Origin of the sequence: Klebsiella sp. GG_Kp173 (genome assembly GCF_040062415.1) — a bacterium.
GTDB lineage: Bacteria > Pseudomonadota > Gammaproteobacteria > Enterobacterales > Enterobacteriaceae > Klebsiella > Klebsiella quasipneumoniae.
Genome location: NZ_JBEAFZ010000010.1, coordinates 1 through 19,478 on the forward strand (window position 1 = coordinate 1; position 19,478 = coordinate 19,478).

The 19,478-nt window shown below is 57.1% G+C and carries 15 protein-coding genes, 3 tRNA genes and 1 pseudogene; 4 read left to right on the forward strand and 15 right to left on the reverse strand.

What is annotated here, in order from left to right:
* Window positions 1-91 precede the first annotated feature (91 nt).
* From ABLU50_RS08065 to nagB, 8 genes are all read right to left on the reverse strand, one after another.
* Window positions 92-166 (reverse strand) — tRNA-Gln (locus ABLU50_RS08065).
* 23 nt (window positions 167-189) lie between these two features.
* Window positions 190-274, reverse strand: a tRNA-Leu gene (locus tag ABLU50_RS08070).
* Between the two features lie 9 nt (window positions 275-283).
* Window positions 284-360, reverse strand: a tRNA-Met gene (locus ABLU50_RS08075).
* 237 nt (window positions 361-597) lie between these two features.
* On the reverse strand, window positions 598-2,262 hold the full coding sequence (asnB, locus tag ABLU50_RS08080) for an asparagine synthase B (protein ID WP_004885914.1): 1,665 nt from the start codon (window positions 2,260-2,262) through the stop codon (window positions 598-600).
* A gap of 278 nt (window positions 2,263-2,540) precedes the next feature.
* On the reverse strand, window positions 2,541-3,293 hold the full coding sequence (locus tag ABLU50_RS08085; protein WP_004885918.1) for an HAD-IIA family hydrolase: 753 nt from the start codon (window positions 3,291-3,293) through the stop codon (window positions 2,541-2,543).
* 119 nt (window positions 3,294-3,412) lie between these two features.
* On the reverse strand, window positions 3,413-4,633 hold the full coding sequence (locus tag ABLU50_RS08090) for an N-acetylglucosamine repressor (protein WP_004885919.1): 1,221 nt from the start codon (window positions 4,631-4,633) through the stop codon (window positions 3,413-3,415).
* A gap of 8 nt (window positions 4,634-4,641) precedes the next feature.
* On the reverse strand, window positions 4,642-5,790 hold the full coding sequence (gene nagA / locus ABLU50_RS08095; RefSeq protein WP_004885928.1) for an N-acetylglucosamine-6-phosphate deacetylase: 1,149 nt from the start codon (window positions 5,788-5,790) through the stop codon (window positions 4,642-4,644).
* Between the two features lie 113 nt (window positions 5,791-5,903).
* On the reverse strand, window positions 5,904-6,704 hold the full coding sequence (nagB, locus tag ABLU50_RS08100; protein ID WP_002894749.1) for a glucosamine-6-phosphate deaminase: 801 nt from the start codon (window positions 6,702-6,704) through the stop codon (window positions 5,904-5,906).
* Window positions 6,705-7,019: 315 nt separating this feature from the next.
* Between nagB and nagE the strand changes: the two genes are divergently transcribed.
* The gene (nagE, locus tag ABLU50_RS08105) at window positions 7,020-8,975 is read left to right on the forward strand and encodes a PTS N-acetyl glucosamine transporter subunit IIABC (protein ID WP_017901426.1); all 1,956 of its coding nucleotides are present in this window, start codon (window positions 7,020-7,022) and stop codon (window positions 8,973-8,975) included.
* A gap of 178 nt (window positions 8,976-9,153) precedes the next feature.
* Window positions 9,154-10,821 carry a glutamine--tRNA ligase gene (gene glnS, locus ABLU50_RS08110; RefSeq protein ID WP_004885933.1) on the forward strand — a complete coding sequence of 556 codons (1,668 nt, stop codon included), beginning with the start codon at window positions 9,154-9,156 and terminating at the stop codon, window positions 10,819-10,821.
* Window positions 10,822-10,876: 55 nt separating this feature from the next.
* Here the strand turns inward: glnS and ABLU50_RS08115 are convergent.
* Window positions 10,877-11,185, reverse strand: a pseudogene (locus tag ABLU50_RS08115) (methionine synthase).
* A gap of 73 nt (window positions 11,186-11,258) precedes the next feature.
* Between ABLU50_RS08115 and chiP the strand changes: the two are divergent.
* Both chiP and chiQ read left to right on the forward strand, forming a co-directional pair.
* Window positions 11,259-12,662, forward strand: a complete 1,404-nt coding sequence (chiP, locus tag ABLU50_RS08120; RefSeq protein ID WP_017901425.1) for a chitoporin — start codon at window positions 11,259-11,261, stop codon at window positions 12,660-12,662.
* A gap of 47 nt (window positions 12,663-12,709) precedes the next feature.
* Window positions 12,710-13,042, forward strand: a complete 333-nt coding sequence (gene chiQ, locus ABLU50_RS08125; protein ID WP_023319976.1) for a ChiQ/YbfN family lipoprotein — start codon at window positions 12,710-12,712, stop codon at window positions 13,040-13,042.
* A 51-nt stretch (window positions 13,043-13,093) separates the two neighbouring features.
* On the opposite strand, the gene ABLU50_RS08130 is transcribed toward chiQ, so the two are convergent.
* The 6 genes from ABLU50_RS08130 to fldA all read right to left on the reverse strand — a co-directional run bounded on the left by ABLU50_RS08130 (window position 13,094) and on the right by fldA (window position 19,400).
* Complete coding sequence (locus tag ABLU50_RS08130; protein ID WP_004885943.1) at window positions 13,094-14,389, reverse strand: MFS transporter; 1,296 nt, start codon at window positions 14,387-14,389, stop codon at window positions 13,094-13,096.
* Window positions 14,390-14,444: 55 nt separating this feature from the next.
* The gene (gene tcuB / locus ABLU50_RS08135; protein ID WP_023319978.1) at window positions 14,445-15,584 is read right to left on the reverse strand and encodes a tricarballylate utilization 4Fe-4S protein TcuB; all 1,140 of its coding nucleotides are present in this window, start codon (window positions 15,582-15,584) and stop codon (window positions 14,445-14,447) included.
* On the reverse strand, window positions 15,571-16,974 hold the full coding sequence (gene tcuA / locus ABLU50_RS08140) for an FAD-dependent tricarballylate dehydrogenase TcuA (RefSeq protein WP_017901423.1): 1,404 nt from the start codon (window positions 16,972-16,974) through the stop codon (window positions 15,571-15,573). The genes tcuB and tcuA overlap by 14 nt, the downstream gene beginning before the upstream one ends.
* Window positions 16,975-17,071: 97 nt before the next feature.
* The gene (gene tcuR / locus ABLU50_RS08145; protein ID WP_017901422.1) at window positions 17,072-17,998 is read right to left on the reverse strand and encodes a tricarballylate utilization LysR family transcriptional regulator TcuR; all 927 of its coding nucleotides are present in this window, start codon (window positions 17,996-17,998) and stop codon (window positions 17,072-17,074) included.
* 127 nt (window positions 17,999-18,125) lie between these two features.
* The gene (fur, locus tag ABLU50_RS08150; RefSeq protein WP_004885952.1) at window positions 18,126-18,578 is read right to left on the reverse strand and encodes a ferric iron uptake transcriptional regulator; all 453 of its coding nucleotides are present in this window, start codon (window positions 18,576-18,578) and stop codon (window positions 18,126-18,128) included.
* A 291-nt stretch (window positions 18,579-18,869) separates the two neighbouring features.
* Entirely contained in the window at window positions 18,870-19,400 is a 531-nt protein-coding gene (gene fldA / locus ABLU50_RS08155; RefSeq protein ID WP_002894765.1) for a flavodoxin FldA, read from the reverse strand.
* Window positions 19,401-19,478: the final 78 nt, after the last annotated feature.

Consider the following 19,478-nt stretch of genomic DNA (forward strand, 5'->3'; position numbering starts at 1 on the left):
GAACCAGGGAATGCCGGTATCAAAAACCGGTGCCTTACCGCTTGGCGATACCCCAATACCGTCGCGGTGACCCGCAAATATCGAAGAAATATGGCTGGGGTACCTGGATTCGAACCAGGGAATGCCGGTATCAAAAACCGGTGCCTTACCGCTTGGCGATACCCCATCCGTACAACGCTGACTGGTGAATGGTGCGGGAGGCGAGACTTGAACTCGCACACCTTGCGGCGCCAGAACCTAAATCTGGTGCGTCTACCAATTTCGCCACTCCCGCAAAAAAAGATGGTGGCTACGACGGGATTCGAACCTGTGACCCCATCATTATGAGTGATGTGCTCTAACCAGCTGAGCTACGTAGCCATCTTTTTTTCGCGTAACCTTATCGGCGTTGCGGGGCGCATTATGCGTATTGGGCCTGCGAGCGTCAACCTCTTTTTCAAGGAAAATCGTTGTAATGTGACTGTTTGGTTAGGTTGCGAACAGCTCGCTGCAATAATCGGCAATTATTGGTTATTTATCGTTTTTCAGCGGCATAATTCCCGCAAAAAGAAAACGGACCCCGGAGGGTCCGTTTCGCGTTTCAACGCCTGTCAGGGCTTATTTATAGGCCGACTGGTGGACGCCTACCGCGCGGCCTGACGGATCGTTCATGGTTTTGAATGCTTCATCCCACTCAATGGCTTTAGCAGAAGAGCAGGCCACCGACGGACCGCCAGGGACACACTCCGCCGCGCTTGGCAGCGGGAACAGCTCTTCGAAGATCTCGCGGTACAGATAGCCTTCTTTGGAGGTCGGCGTGTTGTACGGGAAGCGGAAGCTTGCGGTTTCCAGCTGCTGATCGCTGATCTGTTTCGCGGCCACTTCTTTCAGCGTATCGATCCAGCTGTAGCCGACGCCGTCAGAGAACTGCTCCTTCTGGCGCCAGGCAACGCTGGCCGGCAGATAGGATTCAAAGCATTCGCGCAGCACGTGTTTTTCCATTTTGCCGTTGCCGCACATCTTATCCTGCGGGTTGATGCGCATCGCCACGTCGAGGAACTTCTTGTCAAGGAACGGCACGCGGGCTTCCACGCCCCAGGCGGACATCGCTTTGTTGGCGCGGGCGCAGTCAAACATATGCAGCGCCTGCAGCTTACGTACCGTCTCTTCGTGCAGTTCTTTGGCGTTCGGCGCCTTATGGAAGTAGAGGTAGCCGCCGAACACTTCGTCCGAGCCTTCGCCGGAAAGCACCATTTTGATGCCCATGGCTTTAATTTTCCGCGACATCAGGTACATCGGCGTCGAAGCACGAATAGTGGTCACATCGTAGGTTTCGATGTGATAGATAACGTCGCGGATCGCATCCAGCCCTTCCTGGACGGTAAAGTGAATTTCATGGTGCACGGTGCCAAGGTGGTTAGCCACTTCCTGCGCCGCTTTCAGGTCAGGAGAGCCTTCCAGACCGACCGCGAAGGAGTGCAGCTGCGGCCACCAGGCTTCGCTACGCTCCTGATCTTCAACGCGACGGGCGGCAAATTTCTTGGTGATGGCGGAGATGACCGAAGAATCAAGGCCGCCGGAGAGCAGCACGCCGTAGGGGACGTCGGACATCAGATGGCTTTTCACCGACTCTTCCAGTGCCTGGCGCAGCTCGTTCTTATCGGTAACGTTGTCTTTTACCGCGTCGTAATCGAACCAGTCGCGCTGATAGTACTGGCGAATTTCACCGTCTTTGCTCCACAGGTAGCTCCCCGCCGGGAACTCTTTAATGGTGCGGCACACCGGCACCAGGGCTTTCATTTCAGAGGCGACATAGAAGTTGCCGTGTTCGTCATGGCCCATATACAGCGGGATAATGCCGATATGGTCGCGGCCAATTAAGTACGCGTCTTTTTCGCTGTCGTACAGGGCGAAGGCGAACATCCCCTGCAGGTCGTCGAGGAACGCCGGGCCTTTTTCCTGATACAGCGCGAGGATCACTTCGCAGTCGGAGCCGGTCTGGAACTGATAGCGGTCGCCATATTCCGCGCGCAGCGCCTGATGGTTGTAGATTTCGCCGTTAACGGCCAGCGCATGGGTTTTTTCGGCGTTGTACAGCGGCTGAGCGCCGGCGTTGACATCGACAATCGACAGGCGCTCGTGCGCCAGAATCGCTTTGTCGCTGGCATACACGCCAGACCAGTCCGGACCGCGATGGCGCATCAGGCGGGAAAGCTCCAGCGCCTTTTTACGCAGCTCGCCTGCGTCAGTTTTAATATCCAGTACGCCAAAAATAGAACACATAGCCTTCTCCATTACCCTGTCGTGTTTGATGTTGTGCTGGCTTCGTCTCGTGGCGAAGCCTGAGTGCGTGCTTAAGAAAATGCCGTAAAGGGTGAGCAGGCGCAAGGGTTTTACGGCTGGAAAAAGAAAAAACGCAACTGCGATTGTTGAATAGTAAAAAAAGAGTATCTTTTGAACGGCTTCATTGAAGAATACGCAATTTTAAGCCGTTTTTATTAGATATGGTGATTTTGGCAGGCGTCAAAAATGAACAACCACGTCCTGAGACGTGGCTGACATTAGAAAATATCGATTTCCGCGACAGAGGGGTAGATCCACGACGGGCGGAACGGCATGCTGTCGATGTCGTCGAGGGTTGAGACTCCGGAGAGCACCAGAATGGTCTCCAGCCCCGCCTGGAAGCCAGCCAGAATGTCGGTACGCAGATTGTCGCCGACAATCACCGTCTGTTCGGAGTGGGCCTGCATTTTGTTCAGCGCTGAGCGGATGATCCACGGGCTGGGTTTACCGACGTAAAACGGCTTACGGCCGGAGATCTTCTCGATCCCGGCGCACAGGGCGCCGCAGGCCGGGTAGAAGCCGCGACCGTGAGTATCCGGGTTAGTGGCAATGAAGCGGGCGCCATTGGCGACAAAGAAGGCCGCCTTATGCATCATCTCCCAGTTAAAGGAGCGGGTTTCCCCGACGATGACAAAATCCGGGTTGACGTCGGTAATGGTAAAGCCGGCTTTGTACAGCTCGTGGATCAGCGCCCCTTCACCCACCACATAGGCTTTCTTACCTTCCTGGCGGCGCAGAAAATCGGCCGTCGCCATCGCCGAGGTGTAGAAGGCGCTATCCGGAACCTCAATCCCGGCGGTGGCGAAACGGTTCGCCAGATCCTGGCCGGTTTGTGACGGGTAGTTGGTCAGCATCACCAGCGGCATGCCTTTCTCGAGGATGCGCTTGATAAACTCGGCAGCGCCGGGAACGGCGACGTTATCGTGCATCAGCACACCGTCAATATCACAAATTATGTTTTGAATGGTCATGGTGGGTCCAGAATCATTATCAAAGACGAAACTATACGCGTCATTGATGAGGTTTCACACCTCTGACGGGCGATGCCCGCCAACGACAGAGCGACGCGCTTATCAATAAAGGGGGGCGGTTAGCTCTCAAGCAAGCGCTGCAGCAGCGTGCCATTGAGCATGGCGCGTTTGACCAGCGCGAAGGCGCCAATCGCTGAGCGATGATCGAGGGTGGAGCGCACCACCGGCAGGTTCTTACGAAACGCCTTCAGCGCCTGGGCGTTAATGCAGCCCTCAATAGCCGGGAGCAGCACTTTCTCGGCTTCCACAATTTCGCCGGCGATGACGATTTTTTGTGGATTGAACAGGTTGATGGCGATGGCGATCGTTTTTCCGAGGTGACGCCCTACGTACTCGACCACTTCGCAGGCCAGGGCATCGCCTTTGTTGGCCGCTTTGCAGATGGTTTTGATCGTGCAGTCATCGAGGGTCAGACGGCTCTGATAGCCCTGCTCCAGCAGGTGGCGAACGCGATGTTCGATGGCGGCATTAGCCGCGACGGTCTCCAGACAGCCAAAGTTGCCGCAGTGGCAGCGCTCGCCCAGCGGGTCGACTTGAATATGGCCGATTTCGCCGACGTTGCCGTTACGGCCGATAAAAATGCGTCCGTTGGAGATGATCCCCGCCCCGGTGCCGCGGTGCACGCGCACCAGAATGGAGTCTTCGCAATCCTGGCTTGCGCCAAAATAGTGCTCGGCCAGCGCCAGGCTGCGGATATCGTGTCCGACAAAGCAGGTAACGTTGAAGCGTTTTTCCAGCGCCCCGACCAGGCCCCAGTTTTCCACCGCAATGTGCGGCATATAGCGGATCACCCCGCTTTCCGGATCCACCAGCCCCGGCAGGATCACCGAGATGGCGATCAGCTCGCGAATTTTGCGCTGACAGTTTTCAATAAAAGTGGCGATGATATTCAGCAGGGCGTGTTCCAGCGTTTCCTGGGTGCGCTCGGGCAGCGGGAAATGCTCCTCTTCCAGGGTCTTGCTGCTTAAATCATACAGGGTGAGAGTGGCGTCATAGCGGCCAAGGCGCACGCCAATGGCGTTGAAGTTGCGCGTCTCCGCAATGATGGAGATGGCGCGGCGCCCCCCGGTGGAGGCCTGCTGATCGACTTCTTTGATCAGGCCGCGCTCAATAAGCTGACGCGTGATTTTGGTCACGCTGGCAGGGGCAAGCTGGCTTTGTTCCGCGATCTGAATGCGCGAGATAGGCCCATGCTGGTCAATCAGGCGGTACACGGCCGCGCTGTTCAGTTGTTTTACGAGGTCAACGTTACCAATTTGAGCTTGTCCGCCTGCTGTCATACTTTTACTTACTCAGTGACGACCTCGTTACCATTAACGATGGTCTTGGTGATTTTATAATCGCGTGTAAAGGCGGTCAGGTTAGCGACCATACCCGGCGCAATACTGCCGAGCTGCTTGTCCACACCAATGGCGCGCGCGGGATAGAGCGTCGCCATGCGCAATACTTCGTCCAGCGCCACACCGCAATGCTCAACCAGATTACGCACCCCTTCAATCATGGTCAGGGAAGATCCGCTGAGGGTACCGTTTTCATCTACGCACAGCCCGTTGCGGTAGTATATTGTTTTCCCGGCAAAAATGAACTGGTCAATATTCGCCCCCGCCGGCGCGGTGGCGTCGGTGACCAGGCACAGTTTGTCGCCTTTCAGGCGCTTGGCGTTGCGCACGTTGGCGTAATCGACGTGCATCCCGTCGACAATAATACCGCAGTAGACATCCGGCTCGTCAAAAATCGCCCCGGCCAGACCCGGTTCGCGGCCAGTAATGTACGGCATTGCATTATACAGGTGGGTGGCGAAGGTAATGCCTGCGCGGAAGCCCACCTTCGCCTCTTTCAGCGTGGCGTTGGAGTGGCCCGCGGAGACGACGATCCCGGCGGCGACCAGTTTGCGGATCACTTCCGGCTCAACGCGCTCAGGGGCGAGGGTCACTTTGGTGATCACATCGGCGTTGTCGCACAGGAAATCGACCAGCGCCGCGTCCGGTTTACGCACATAGTCCGGGTTGTGGGTGCCTTTCTTGACGATATTCAGCCACGGTCCTTCAAGATGCAGACCCAGCGCCTGGTTCGGGTGCTTTTGCAGGTATTCGCGCATCACGCGCACGCCTTGCTTCATCAGATCGTCGCTGGAGGTAATCAGCGTCGGCAGGAAGCTGGTGCAGCCTGAGCGTTCGTTGGCCTTCTGCATGATCTCCAGCGTGTCGACAGTGACCGCGTCAGGGCTGTCGTTAAACTGCACGCCGCCGCAGCCGTTGAGCTGGACGTCGATAAAACCGGGGGCGAGGATGGCGCCGTTGACTGAGCGCTGCTCGATGTCAGACGGCAAATCTGCCAGCGGACAAAGACGTTCGATAAGGCCATTAGCGATAACAACCGCATGGTCATCAAGAATTTCATGACCGGTATAAACCCGGCCCTGGGTTAATGCATACATTACGACCCCCGGTATATACGCCTCATCAGGCCCGGGTACGTTCGTTTGCCGCCGGCATGATGATGCATACAAAGAAAAAGATGGTCCCGCGCAAATCGCGGGACACGACTACATTACAGACCTTTAATATTTTCAGCTTCTAATTCGTTGAAATATTTCAGTGTCTTCACTTTCAGCTCCATGGTAGACGGTTCGTCACAGACGATCACCGCCTTCGGATGCAGCTGCAGACAGGTAATGGTCCACATGTGGTTGACGTTACCTTCTACCGCCGCCTGCAGCGCCAGCGCTTTCTGATGGCCCAGCACCAGAATCATTACCTCTTCTGCGTCCAGCAGGGTACCCACGCCGACGGTTAGCGCATATTTCGGCACCAGATCCACGTCGCCGTCGAAGAAGCGGGAGTTCGCCACGCGGGTTTCATGGGTCAGGGTCTTAATACGGGTACGAGACGCCAGAGAGGAGGCCGGTTCGTTAAACGCGATGTGGCCATCGTTGCCCACGCCGCCCATGAACAGGTGGATTTTACCGTAGGAACGAATTTTTTCTTCATAGCGACGGCATTCCGCATCGATGTCCGGCGCGTTACCATTCAGCAAGTTGATATTTTCTGCCGGAATATCAACGTGGTCAAAGAAATTACGGTGCATGAAGCTATGATAGCTTTCTGGATGCTCTTTCGGCAGGCCAACGTATTCATCCATGTTGAAGGTGACGACGTGTTTGAAGCTAACCTGGCCTGCTTTATGCATTTCAACCAGCGCCTTGTAGGCGGTGAGTGGGGTGCCGCCGGTCGGCAGTCCCAGGACGAACGGACGGTCCGCGGTTGGTTTAAATGCATTAATGCGGTTAACGATATGGCGGGCAGCCCATTTACCGACCTGCTCAGCGGTTACCAGGGGGATCAGTCTCATTCTTCACCTCTATAGTTAAAGTAGATTCTGGCGGATTGGCGCCAGCACTCTGAGGAGAGTATTGCAGCAACTGCGCCGACCGGGGTCAATCCGTGTTGATTTTTTGAATGATAAAATAAGTTTTCGATGTTAGCCAGTGTAAGGGAGGGGGGAATACGATATTTGGTGATAATTATCACAAAAAATACCCGTTTAATTTGCGATACGAATTAATTTTTCACACACTTTGCCGGTAAGTGATAAAACCGACCTTGTTACACAATAAAAAAGTGGCTTTGAAAATGAGCCTCATCGGGGTCTCATAGGGGGAATAAGATGAATATTTTAGGTTTCTTTCAGCGGCTGGGTAGGGCGTTACAGCTCCCTATCGCAGTGCTGCCGGTCGCAGCATTGCTGCTGCGTTTCGGGCAACCAGACCTGTTGAATGTACCCTTCATCGCGCAAGCGGGTGGGGCTATCTTCGACAACCTGGCGCTGATCTTTGCTATCGGTGTGGCGTCAAGCTGGTCCAAGGATAACGCCGGTTCTGCGGCGCTGGCTGGGGCAGTAGGTTATTTCGTGATGACCAAAGCGATGGTCACCATCAATCCGGAAATTAACATGGGCGTACTGGCCGGTATCATTACCGGTCTGGTAGCTGGGGCGGTGTACAACCGCTGGGCCGGCATCAAGCTGCCGGACTTCCTGAGCTTCTTCGGCGGCAAACGCTTCGTGCCGATCGCCACCGGCTTCTTCTGTCTGATTCTCGCGGCGATCTTCGGCTACGTCTGGCCGCCGGTGCAGCACGCTATCCATGCGGGCGGCGAGTGGATCGTTTCCGCAGGGGCACTGGGTTCCGGTATCTTCGGTTTTATCAACCGTCTGCTGATCCCGACCGGCCTGCATCAGGTGCTGAACACCATCGCCTGGTTCCAGATTGGTGAGTTTACTAACGCCGCAGGCGCCGTGTTCCACGGCGACATCAACCGCTTCTACGCCGGCGACGGCACCGCGGGGATGTTCATGTCCGGCTTCTTCCCAATCATGATGTTTGGTCTGCCGGGCGCGGCGCTGGCGATGTATCTGGCCGCTCCGAAAGCGCGTCGTCCAATGGTGGGCGGTATGCTGCTGTCTGTTGCCATCACCGCGTTCCTGACCGGGGTAACCGAGCCGCTGGAATTCCTGTTCATGTTCCTGGCTCCGCTGCTGTACCTCCTGCACGCGGTACTGACCGGTATCAGTCTGTTCATCGCAACGGCGCTGGGCATTCATGCGGGCTTCTCCTTCTCCGCCGGCGCCATTGACTACGTGCTGATGTACAGCCTGCCGGCCGCCAGCAAAAACGTCTGGATGCTGCTGGTGATGGGCGTGGTCTTCTTCTTCGTCTACTTCCTGCTGTTCAGCGCGGTGATCCGCATGTTCAACCTGAAAACACCGGGTCGTGAAGACAAAGCCGCTGACGTGGTAACGGAAGAAGCTAACAGCAACACTGAAGAAGGCCTGACCCAGCTGGCGACCAGCTATATCGCCGCGGTGGGCGGAACGGACAACCTGAAAGCGATTGACGCCTGTATCACCCGTCTGCGTCTGACCGTGGGCGATTCGGCGAAAGTGAACGACGCCGCCTGTAAACGTCTCGGCGCATCCGGGGTGGTGAAACTGAATAAGCAAACCATCCAGGTTATCGTCGGCGCGAAGGCAGAGTCTATCGGCGATGAGATGAAAAAAGTGGTTACCCGCGGCCCGGTAGCGGCAGCGGCAACCGCACCGGCTGGCAACGTCGCCACCGCAGCGCCAGCGGCTAAACCGCAGGCGGTAGCGAACGCGAAGACCGTTGAGTCGCTGGTTTCGCCGATTACCGGTGACGTGGTGGCCCTCGAGCAGGTGCCGGACGAAGCCTTCGCCAGCAAAGCCGTCGGCGACGGTATCGCGGTGAAACCGACCAGCAATATCGTGGTGGCCCCGGCCGCCGGTACCGTGGTGAAAATTTTCAACACTAACCATGCGTTCTGCCTCGAAACCAACAACGGTGCGGAAATCGTCGTCCACATGGGTATCGACACCGTGGCGCTGGAAGGCAAGGGCTTCAAACGTCTGGTTGAAGAGGGCACGGACGTGAAGGCGGGCGAGCCGATTCTGGAAATGGATCTGGACTTCCTCAACGCCAATGCGCGCTCGATGATTAGCCCGGTAGTCTGCAGCAATAGCGATGACTACAGCGCGCTGGTGATACTGGCGAGCGGTAAGGTCGTAGCCGGCCAGACGCCGCTGTATGAGATTAAAGGCAAGTAAGGCTCCTGAGTCGAGTTTATGCCTCAGCGGCGAAGGGAAACCTTCGCCGCTTTTTTTTCCAGCAATCGGCCCCATAATCCTCTTCTGATACCTATTTTACGTAACTAATAGTTGTCACTACGCCCTGCTTGTAAGATCATGTGCCGTTATACGTTGTTTACGCTTTGAGGAACCCGTGATGAGTGAGGCAGAAGCCCGCCCGACTAACTTTATCCGTCAGATCATTGATGAAGATCTGGCTACCGGTAAGCACACCACCGTTCACACCCGCTTCCCGCCGGAGCCGAACGGTTATCTGCACATTGGCCATGCGAAATCCATCTGCCTGAACTTCGGCATCGCCCAGGATTATCAGGGCCAATGCAACCTGCGTTTCGATGACACCAACCCGGTGAAAGAAGATATCGAATACGTAGAGTCGATTAAAAACGACGTGCAGTGGTTAGGTTTCCACTGGTCCGGGGACGTTTGCTACTCGTCTGATTACTTTGATCAGCTGCATCAGTATGCGGTTGAGCTGATTAACAAAGGCCTGGCCTACGTTGATGAACTCTCTCCTGATGAGATCCGCGAATACCGCGGCACCCTGAAAGCGCCGGGTAAAAACAGCCCGTATCGCGACCGCAGCGTGGAAGAAAACCTGGCGCTGTTCGAAAAAATGCGCAGCGGCGGCTTCGAAGAGGGCAAGGCCTGCCTGCGCGCGAAGATCGATATGGCGTCGCCGTTCATCGTGATGCGCGATCCGGTGCTGTACCGCATTAAGTTCGCTGAGCATCATCAGACCGGCAACAAGTGGTGCATCTACCCGATGTACGACTTCACCCACTGCATCAGCGATGCGCTGGAAGGCATTACCCACTCGCTGTGTACCCTGGAGTTCCAGGACAACCGTCGTCTGTATGACTGGGTGCTGGACAACATCAGCATCCCGGTTCACCCGCGCCAGTACGAATTCTCGCGCCTGAATCTCGAATACACCGTGATGTCCAAGCGTAAGCTGAACCAGCTGGTGACTGAGAAGCACGTGGAAGGCTGGGACGATCCGCGGATGCCGACCATCTCCGGTCTGCGTCGTCGCGGCTACACCGCCGAATCCATCCGCGAATTCTGCAAGCGTATCGGCGTGACCAAGCAGGACAACACCATTGAGATGGCGTCGCTGGAGTCCTGCATTCGCGAAGATCTCAATGAAAACGCGCCGCGCGCGATGGCGGTGATCGATCCGGTGAAACTGGTTATCGAGAACTACCCGCAGGGCGAAAGCGAAATGGTGGCGATGCCGAACCATCCGAACAAGCCGGAGATGGGCAGCCGCGAAGTGCCGTTCAGCGCGGAAATCTGGATCGACCGCGCGGACTTCCGTGAAGAAGCCAACAAGCAGTACAAGCGTCTGGTGCTGGGCAAAGAAGTGCGTCTGCGCAACGCCTACGTCATCAAAGCGGAACGCGTGGAGAAAGATGCCGAAGGCAATATCACCACTATCTTCTGCACCTACGATGCCGACACCCTGAGCAAAGATCCGGCTGACGGCCGCAAGGTCAAAGGCGTGATCCACTGGGTGAGCGCGGCGCATGCGCTGCCGGTAGAGATCCGTCTCTACGATCGCCTGTTCAGCGTACCAAACCCGGGCGCAGCGGAGGATTTCCTCGCGGTGATCAATCCGGAATCGCTGGTGATCAAACAGGGTTACGCGGAGCCGAGCCTGGCGCAGGCGGAAGCCGGTAAAGCTTACCAGTTTGAGCGTGAAGGTTACTTCTGCCTCGACAGCCGCTATGCAACCGCAACCAGTTTGGTGTTTAACCGCACCGTCGGTCTGCGCGATACCTGGGCGAAAGCGGGCGAATAACATTTTCCCTACCGTCAAAGCGCCGCACTCTGCGGCGCTTTTTTTTGTTTCAGAATCAGCCAATTACTCTTTTTATTTTCGCGAAGCGAATTAATTCTGTTTCGCTCCGGAAATAAATAACGCTTCTGATGTTTCCTGTCTCATATAAAAAACCAATGTAATCGCTTTCAGTCTTCGCATTTTTCCCTGATTTAGCAATGACTTCCATGACAAAATCATCAGAGATAAGACTGTAACAAAACGACATAAATTATGTGCGCTTTGTCATAATCTTAAGCTTTGCCTCACGAAAAACATTGATAATTCGCGTCACGAAAAATAGTCTATCTACAGTGGTTTCGCGGCCTTTTTCGCCGCCCCACATTTTGCAGTTTTATTTATTTTTTAGCGAATGACCTCTGGTCTTCGCCTTTTAAAACGTCAAAGAGGATATGCACATGCGTACGTTTAGTGGCAAACGTAGTACGCTGGCGCTGGCTATTGCCGCCGTCACCGCGATGTCGGGCTGGGTTGTGATTCCGCAGGCCAGCGCAGCAGGCTTTATCGATGATTCTACTTTAACCGGCGGTATCTATTACTGGCAGCGTGAGCGTGACCGTAAAGATGTGACCGACGGCGACAAATACAAAACCAACCTTTCCCACTCCACCTGGAACGCCAACCTGGACTTCCAGTCCGGCTATGCCGCCGATATGTTTGGCCTTGATATTGCGGCGTTTACCGCGATTGAAATGGCGGAGAACGGCGACAGCGGCCACCCGAACGAAATCGCCTTCTCGTCGCGCAACAAAGCCTATGACGAAGACTACTCCGGCGATAAGAGCGGCATCAGCCTGTATAAAGCCGCCGCGAAATTCAAATACGGTCCGGCGTGGGCGCGCGCGGGCTACATTCAGCCGACCGGTCAGACCCTGCTGGCGCCGCACTGGAGCTTCATGCCGGGGACCTATCAGGGGGCGGAAGCCGGGGCCAACTTCGACTATGGCACCGCGGGCGCGTTAAGTTTCTCCTACATGTGGACGAACGAGTATAAAGCGCCATGGCATATCGAAATGGATGATTTCTACCAGAACGATAAGAAGACCAAAGTTGATTATCTTCACTCCATCGGCGCCAAATATGATTTCAAAAACGACCTGGTGCTGGAGGCGGCATTTGGTCAGGCTCAGGGCTATATCGATCAGTACTTTGCTAAAGCCAGCTACAAATTTGACGTCGCCGGCGCGCCGTTGAGCACCAGCTACCAGTTCTACGGCACTCGCGATAAGGTCAGCAACGGCGGGGTCAACGACATCTATGACGGCACCGCATGGCTGCAGGCGTTAACCTTTGGCTATAAAGTAGCGGATGTGCTGGATCTGCGTCTGGAAGGGACCTGGGTGAAGGCCGATGGCCAGCAGGGCTACTTCCTGCAGCGTATGACCCCGACCTACGCCTCCTCCAACGGTCGTCTCGATATCTGGTGGGATAACCGTTCCGACTTCAATGCCAACGGTGAAAAAGCGGTCTTCTTCGGCGCGATGTATGACATGAAAAACTGGGATATGCCGGGCTGGGCGTTTGGCGCGTCTTATGTGTACGCCTGGGATGCGAAGCCTGGCAGAATGGCTTCTCCGGATGCGTACTATGACCCTGACTATCGCCTGAAAGAGTCGGCCTATAGCCTCGATGCCATGTATACCGTGCAGGAAGGCCGGGCGAAGGGCACGCTGTTTAAACTGCACTTTACCCAGTACGACAACCATTCCGATATTCCGAGCTGGAGCGGCGGCTACGGCAACATCTTCCAGGATGAGCGCGACGTGAAGTTCATGGTTATCGCCCCGTTCACCATTTTCTAATGCCTGCGCGGCGGGCATGAGCCTGCCGCACCTCTGGGAGAATGACAATGAAAAAAATGCTGCTTATTGCCATGATGGCATCGGCTCTGGTGGCCTGCACCACGTCCCCGGCTCCGAAAGAAGACACCAAACTGAAAGATGCCTATAGCGCTTGTATTAATACGGCGGAAGGCAATCCGGACAAGATTGAAGCCTGCCAGAGCGTACTGAATGTCCTGAAAGAGGATAAACAGCACCAGCAGTTTGCTAACCAGGAGAGCGTCCGGGTGCTGGATTATCAGCAGTGTATCCAGGCTACCCGCACCGGCAACGATCAGGCGGTAAAAGCGCGCTGCGACCAGATCTGGAAAGAGATCCGCAGCAATAATTCGACCCATTAAGCCAGACGGCAGCGGCAAACGGGCGGAGCATATCTCCGCCCGTTTGCTTTTTTAGCGCTGACTCTCCGCCGGCTGATAGCCGCGACTCAGGCGCACAAACAGCAGCGCGGTGGCAATGAAGCCGCACAGTGCAGCGCACATTAGCCACCATCCCGGCGCGCTTTTATCGCCGGTAAGCTCGACCAGGGCAGTGGAGATAGCCGGCGTCAGGCCGCCGAAAATGGCGGTGGCGAGGCTGAAGGCCAACGAAAAGCCCACGGTGCGGACATAAACCGGCATCACTTCGGTGAGGGCCGCCACCATCGCGCCGTTATACATGCCAAAGAAGAACGAAAACCACAGCAGGACCAGCGTCATACGGGTGAAATCCGGCGCGGCGGTAAGCCAGTGCATCACCGGCCAGGTGGTGAGCAGCGCCAGCACGGTAATTCCCATCAGCACCGGGCGACGACCGATCCGGTCAGAGATGGCTCCGCCAATCGGTAACCAGATGAAGTTGGAGATGCCCACCAGCATGGTTACCAGCAAACTGTCGCGGGCGCTGAGGTGCAGCACCGCTCTGCCGTAGGTTGGCGTATAGACGGTAATAAAGTAAAACGTGGTGGTGGTCATCGCCACCAGCAGGGTCCCCGCGGTAATAATGCGCCAGTTCCTGGCGATGGTGGTCAGGATCTCTTTGGTATCCGGGCGATGTTTACGCTGCAGGAATTCCTCGGTTTCCTGCAGCGAGCGGCGCAGCACGAAAATCAGCGGAATGATCAGGCAGCCAATAAAGAAGGGGATGCGCCAGCCCCAGGCGGCGATCTCCTCATGTTCCAGCGTGGCGTTCAGCGCATAGCCGATCAGCGCCGCCATGATGATAGCCACCTGCTGGCTGGCGGACTGCCAGCTGGTATAGAAGCCTTTATTGCCCGGTGTGGCGATTTCAGAGAGATAGACCGACACTCCGCCAAGCTCGACGCCCGCCGAGAACCCCTGCAGCAGACGGCCCACTAATACGAGGATCGGCGCCAGCACACCGATAGTCTGATAGCCAGGGACCAGGGCGATAAGTAGCGTCCCACAGCCCATGATCGCCAGGGTAACCATCAGCCCTTTGCGGCGACCGATTCTGTCGATATAGGCGCCGAGCACCACCGCGCCGATGGGACGCATCAGGAAGCCCGAACCAAATACCGCAAAGGTGAGCATCAGAGCTGCGAACTCGCTCTCCGCCGGAAAGAAGGTGCGGGCGATATAGGTGGCGTAAAAGCCAAACAGGAAGAAGTCGAACTGTTCGAGAAAATTACCGCTGGTCACGCGGAGGATAGCGCCGACGGTGCCGGCGCGGGTGGGTTGTTGGGTCATAGCGGGTGCTCTCCATTGTCTTTATCTTGTTGTTATCGGGTGCAGAGGGGGTAGGTCAGTCGCCGGCGACGCCCACCTGTTTTCCGCGGCGTTTCTCAATCGCCCACTTGAGTAACGCCGCACAGCGATAAAATCCGTGGGCAAATTTTCCATACGGCAGGGTTAAGAACAGGGCCATCACCACCCCGAGGTGGATGGCGAGCAGGATGCCCATCCACGAGGTATCCCGCCCCGCCAACAGCGCCAGGCCAGTGAAGCTGGTCAGCAGCAGCAGCAGAATAAATCCGCGATCCATCGGCTTCTGCCGCGCGTCGCCGTGCAGCGGCGAGCGGCGCAGGTTCAGCCACAGCAGGCCCGCCGGGCCGACCAGCAGGCCGATGCCGCCGAGGGTGCCGAGCAGCACCGGCAGGCTGAAGAACGGGTAGGGGGCTTCCCGGCCGGCGATATAGTGATAGCCCGTGGCCACCACGGTGGCGGCGAAGCAGAGCATAAAACCGTAGAAGGTGCAGTGGTGGAATCGGCGGCGCAGCAGGGTGAAGGCGTCATCGGCTTCGTTGCAGCCTTTCCCGTGCCCGCCGTCGAGATATTTCAGCGTCAGCGCATCATGGGATGCCTTCGCGATATCAATCGGTTGCGGCTGGCCAGGGGAGATCTCGCGCCAGAAGCGGATCACCCCGGTCATCAGTAAGCCAATCGCCAGCACAAAGACCGAGCCAAACATCCACGCCAGCAGGTTATGGGGGAATATCTGGTAGAAGTCGCCCGCCAGCGGCGGATGAAGCAGCGAGCCTTTGAGCCCCATCGCCAGCAGCAGAAAGACAATCAGGCCGCCGACCAGCGCCAGCACGGTGGTCATGCCGGCCCGGCGGTACAGGCTGCCAAAGGCGGCGGGCTGGGCGTAGTGTTGATAGGTCTCGAGCCGGACTTCGGCCATCGCCTTCGGCACGTTAATGGCGAACTCGTGCGGTGGCGCGTACTGGCAGGCGTGCAGGCAAGCGCCGCAGTTATGGCACAGGTTAGCCAGATAGTTGATATCCGCCTTGCCAAAGGCCAGGCGCTGGGTCATCGCCGGGAACACGGCGCAAAACCCTTCGCAGTAGCGGCAGGCGTTACACACCTGCATCACCCGTTCGACTTCCGCTTCCGGTTCGGTGATGATCTGCGCGTCAATGATCAGCTTTTCAAGCGACTTCATGGTGTTTCTCCTGCTGCGCCGCCCGGGCGGCTTGCTGGCCGGCGATACGGCCGAAGGTGGTGCCGATCGACATCCCAACGCCGGCGGTGTAGCCCTTGCCCAGCACGTTGCCAGCCATCATTTCCCCGGCGACGAACAGATTACGGCTGGGTTGACCGGCGAAATGGACGGCGGCGGTGTCGTCGACGTAGAGCCCGAGGTAGGTGAAGGTGATCCCCGGACGCAGGGCGTAGCCGTAGTAAGGCGGCGTATCGATGGGGCGCGCCCAGTGAGTTTTCGCCGGGGTGAGGCCGGAGGTCGCGCAGTTATCCAGGCGGGTGTGATCGAACTGGCCCGGCGCGCAGGCGGCATTATAGTCGGCGATGGTTTGCGCTAAGCGTTCGCCGTCAAGCCCCAGCTGGCGGGCCAGTTCCGCGATGGTATTGGCCTGAGCGCCGGGAAAGACCGGGGGCATAAAGTGGCCGATGGCTTTGCTGTCGATGATCGAGTAGCCGATCTGGCCGGGCTGGTGGGCGACCAGTCGGCCCCAGATGGCGTAGCGTTTAGGCCAGAAATCTTCCCCTTCATCATAAAAGCGCACGGCATCGCGGTTGACCACCACCCCCAGCGAAACGCAGTCGACGCGGGTGCAGATCCCGCCGTCATAGAGCGGCGCCCGGGCGTCAATGGCGACGCAGTGGGACTGAGAAGGATCGCCGATGATATCGGCCCCGGCGTCGATCATAAACTTGAGCAGCACCCCCTGGTTGAAGCGCGTGCCGCGTATGAGAAAGTTATCGGCGGGCCATTCGCCGCGGTCATTTTGCCCCCAGGCCTCGCGCAGCCACTCGCGGTTGGATTCAAATCCGCCGGCGGCGAGAACGCAGCTTTTCGCGACAATCCGTTCCTCGCCCGCCAGCGCGGCGACAAATTCACCGTTGCGCAGTTCCAGGGCCTGTACCGGCGTGTTGTAGCGGATCTGCACCCCCATTTGCTCTGCGCTGCGGTAATAGGCATTGACCAGCGCTTTACCGCCGCCCATAAAAAAGGCGTTGGTGCGGGCCACGTGCAGGGCGCCGGAGAGCGGCGGCTGAAAGTTAACCCCGTGCTGGCGCATCCAGTCCCGGCACTGGGATGAGGTGCGAATCACCAGCCGGGCCAGCGCTTCGTTGGTGTTCCCTTCGGTGACGCGCAGCAGATCCTGCCAGTACTCCTCTTCCGGGTAGCTGTCGACCAGCACATCCTGTGGCGCATCGTGCATACAGCGCAGGTTACGCGTGTGCTGCGAGTTGCCGCCTCGCCACTCCCGCGGCGCCGCCTCCAGCAGCAGCACCGAGGCGCCGGCTTCCCGGGCGGTTAAGGCGGCGCATAGCGCGGCATTGCCGCCGCCAATGACCAGTACATCCACCATTATCGGTTCCCTTGTAATTTAATTAATTGTTAAATTTGTAATGGGAATGTAGGCGGTAACGGCGGCAGGGCGCTATGGCGTAGCGCTAAAGAGGGGTTTAGTTAACGTAAAGGGTAGCACCTGGCCAGCGATCGGACTCCACCAGCTGGCGCATGACTTTGCTCAGTATTACCCTTGCCGCAAGGCCTGCCGGGGTGAGCTCATCATCCGACAGGCTGACCAGAAAGTTGGGGCGGCTGAGGACCGGATTAGCGATGCCGATCACCCTCAGCGCCTGATGGTCGAGATGGGAAATGGCGGCCCCGGGCTGCAGGGTGGCGCCCAGCCCGCTGCGCACGGCCTGCATCAGCAGGGCCAGACCGTCAATGTCCGCCACCACCTCAACGCTGAGGTTGTGCTGCTGGCAAACCGCCTCCAGCCTGCCGCGCAGGCCGTGGCCCTGGCTTGGCATAATCAGCGGCAGGGTGGTGAGCTGGTCAGGGGAAACAGGGTCATCCGGCAGCGAGGCCAACAGCGCATGGGTGCCAATCAGGAACAGGCGCTCTTCGAGCACCGGTCTGGCGCTCCAGCGCAGGATCTTCTCCTGCTGGAAGACGATGGCTAAATCCAGCTGGCGGGTGTTGATCATCCGCTCCAGATTCCCGGAGAGGCTTTCCACCAGGTGCAGGCGGACGTCGGGGTAGCTCTCGCGCATCGCGTTGATGAACGGAACGCCAAGAACGGAGGCGGTACTGGGGGCCATGCCGACGCTGACGTGGCCCGACAGCCGCGCCTCGCGGGCGGCGAGGATGGCATCATCGGCATGACGCAGCGCCAGCTGCGCCTGTGAGTAGAAAGCGAGGCCCGCGCTGGTGGGCGTCACGCCGCGGGAGGTCCGCTGCAGGAGGCGAATGGCCAGCTCATTTTCCAGACGCGCGATCTGCTGGCTGAGCGCCGAGACGCCGATATTCAGATCGAGCGCGGCGCGGCCCATGCTGCCGGTTTCAACAATGCGCGCAAAATAGCGTAGCTGGCGAAGTTCCATATCAACTCTCCGGACAAAGCGGGGACTCGCGAGGGGCGCCGCCGGGACGTGAGCGGGAAGCGCGGCAGAAGCGCCCATAAAAAAGCCAACCGACTGGTTGGCTTTTCAGAGCAGGCGAAGCGGGGAATTACTTTTCCACCGCGTCGTGGGCGTGTTCGTCCTCGCGGCAATCACCTTCCGCACAGTGGCCGTACAGATACAGACTGTGGTTGGTCAGGCGGATGCCGTGACGGGAAGCGATTTCACGCTGGCGCGCTTCGATAGAGTCATCACTGAATTCGATCACTTTGCCGCAGTCGAGGCAGATCAGGTGATCGTGGTGATGCTGCTGAGTCAGTTCGAAAACGGATTTACCACCTTCAAAATTATGACGAGTCACGATACCGGCGTCATCAAACTGGTTGAGGACGCGGTAAACGGTCGCCAGACCAATCTCTTCGCCCATGTCGATCAGGCGTTTATATAAGTCTTCCGCACTGACATGATGGTTATCCGGTTCCTGCAGCACTTCAAGGATTTTCAGTCGAGGAAGTGTGACTTTCAGGCCAGCCTTCTTTAATGCGGTATTGTTGTCAGTCATGCGGAATCTGTCCTGTTGCTAAACGATCTACTTCCTTCAACGGAAGTCATACAGAAATTAACCCGACGTAATGCGTCTCATTATAGAACTGCCACTGGTAAATGAAAACTGCAAGTATCGGGCCTGGTTTGCTGTCAAAAACGAGGCACCAGCTACAAACTGCGTCACGTGCCTCGTAGAATCAGAGGACATTGTACAGATATGTGATTAAAAGTTAAAAACTTGTAGCTATTAGTTTGATTGCTTTTGTCTATTAATGCGACGCAACTCAATGATTGCGCCGCTTAATCATCAGGCGTTTTTGATTTCTTCGAGGTGCAGCTCTTCGGCCACCTGCTTCACCCACTTCTCAACGCGCTCGTTGGTCAGCTCCGGCTGGCGGTCTTCATCAATGGCGAGGCCGACGAAGTGGTCGTCATCCGCCAGGCCTTTAGAGGCCTCGAAGTGATAGCCGGCAGTCGGCCAGTGGCCAACGATGGTCGCGCCGCGCGGCTCAATGATGTCGCGGATGGTGCCCAGCGCATCGCAGAAGTACTCGGCGTAGTCTTCCTGGTCGCCACAGCCGAACAGCGCCACCAGTTTGCCGTTAAAGTCGATCTCTTCCAGCGTCGGGAAGAAGTCGTCCCAGTCACACTGCGCTTCACCGTAGTACCAGGTCGGGATGCCGAGCAGCAGGATGTCGTGGGCTTCCAGATCTTCTTTGCTGCTTTTGGCAATGTCGTGAACATCAGCAACATCTTTACCAAGCTGCTTTTGAATCATTTTTGCAATATTTTCGGTGTTGCCGGTGTCGCTGCCAAAAAAGATGCCGATGATTGCCATGAGTAAAATAACCTCTTGAAACTTAAATGATGTGGTAGGGACGCGATGCCCACAGATAACGGCAATCATAGCAGAACA

What these genes read in the sequence shown, in the direction of transcription:
- asnB (WP_004885914.1), bottom strand. Translation starts at nt 2,262, where the DNA reads ATGTGTTCTATTTTTGGCGTACTGGATATTAAAACTGACGCAGGCGAG.
- ABLU50_RS08085 (WP_004885918.1), bottom strand. Translation starts at nt 3,293, where the DNA reads ATGACCATTCAAAACATAATTTGTGATATTGACGGTGTGCTGATGCAC.
- ABLU50_RS08090 (WP_004885919.1), bottom strand. Translation starts at nt 4,633, where the DNA reads ATGACAGCAGGCGGACAAGCTCAAATTGGTAACGTTGACCTCGTAAAA.
- nagA (WP_004885928.1), bottom strand. Translation starts at nt 5,790, where the DNA reads ATGTATGCATTAACCCAGGGCCGGGTTTATACCGGTCATGAAATTCTT.
- nagB (WP_002894749.1), bottom strand. Translation starts at nt 6,704, where the DNA reads ATGAGACTGATCCCCCTGGTAACCGCTGAGCAGGTCGGTAAATGGGCT.
- nagE (WP_017901426.1), top strand. Translation starts at nt 7,020, where the DNA reads ATGAATATTTTAGGTTTCTTTCAGCGGCTGGGTAGGGCGTTACAGCTC.
- glnS (WP_004885933.1), top strand. Translation starts at nt 9,154, where the DNA reads ATGAGTGAGGCAGAAGCCCGCCCGACTAACTTTATCCGTCAGATCATT.
- chiP (WP_017901425.1), top strand. Translation starts at nt 11,259, where the DNA reads ATGCGTACGTTTAGTGGCAAACGTAGTACGCTGGCGCTGGCTATTGCC.
- chiQ (WP_023319976.1), top strand. Translation starts at nt 12,710, where the DNA reads ATGAAAAAAATGCTGCTTATTGCCATGATGGCATCGGCTCTGGTGGCC.
- ABLU50_RS08130 (WP_004885943.1), bottom strand. Translation starts at nt 14,389, where the DNA reads ATGACCCAACAACCCACCCGCGCCGGCACCGTCGGCGCTATCCTCCGC.
- tcuB (WP_023319978.1), bottom strand. Translation starts at nt 15,584, where the DNA reads ATGAAGTCGCTTGAAAAGCTGATCATTGACGCGCAGATCATCACCGAA.
- tcuA (WP_017901423.1), bottom strand. Translation starts at nt 16,974, where the DNA reads ATGGTGGATGTACTGGTCATTGGCGGCGGCAATGCCGCGCTATGCGCC.
- tcuR (WP_017901422.1), bottom strand. Translation starts at nt 17,998, where the DNA reads ATGGAACTTCGCCAGCTACGCTATTTTGCGCGCATTGTTGAAACCGGC.
- fur (WP_004885952.1), bottom strand. Translation starts at nt 18,578, where the DNA reads ATGACTGACAACAATACCGCATTAAAGAAGGCTGGCCTGAAAGTCACA.
- fldA (WP_002894765.1), bottom strand. Translation starts at nt 19,400, where the DNA reads ATGGCAATCATCGGCATCTTTTTTGGCAGCGACACCGGCAACACCGAA.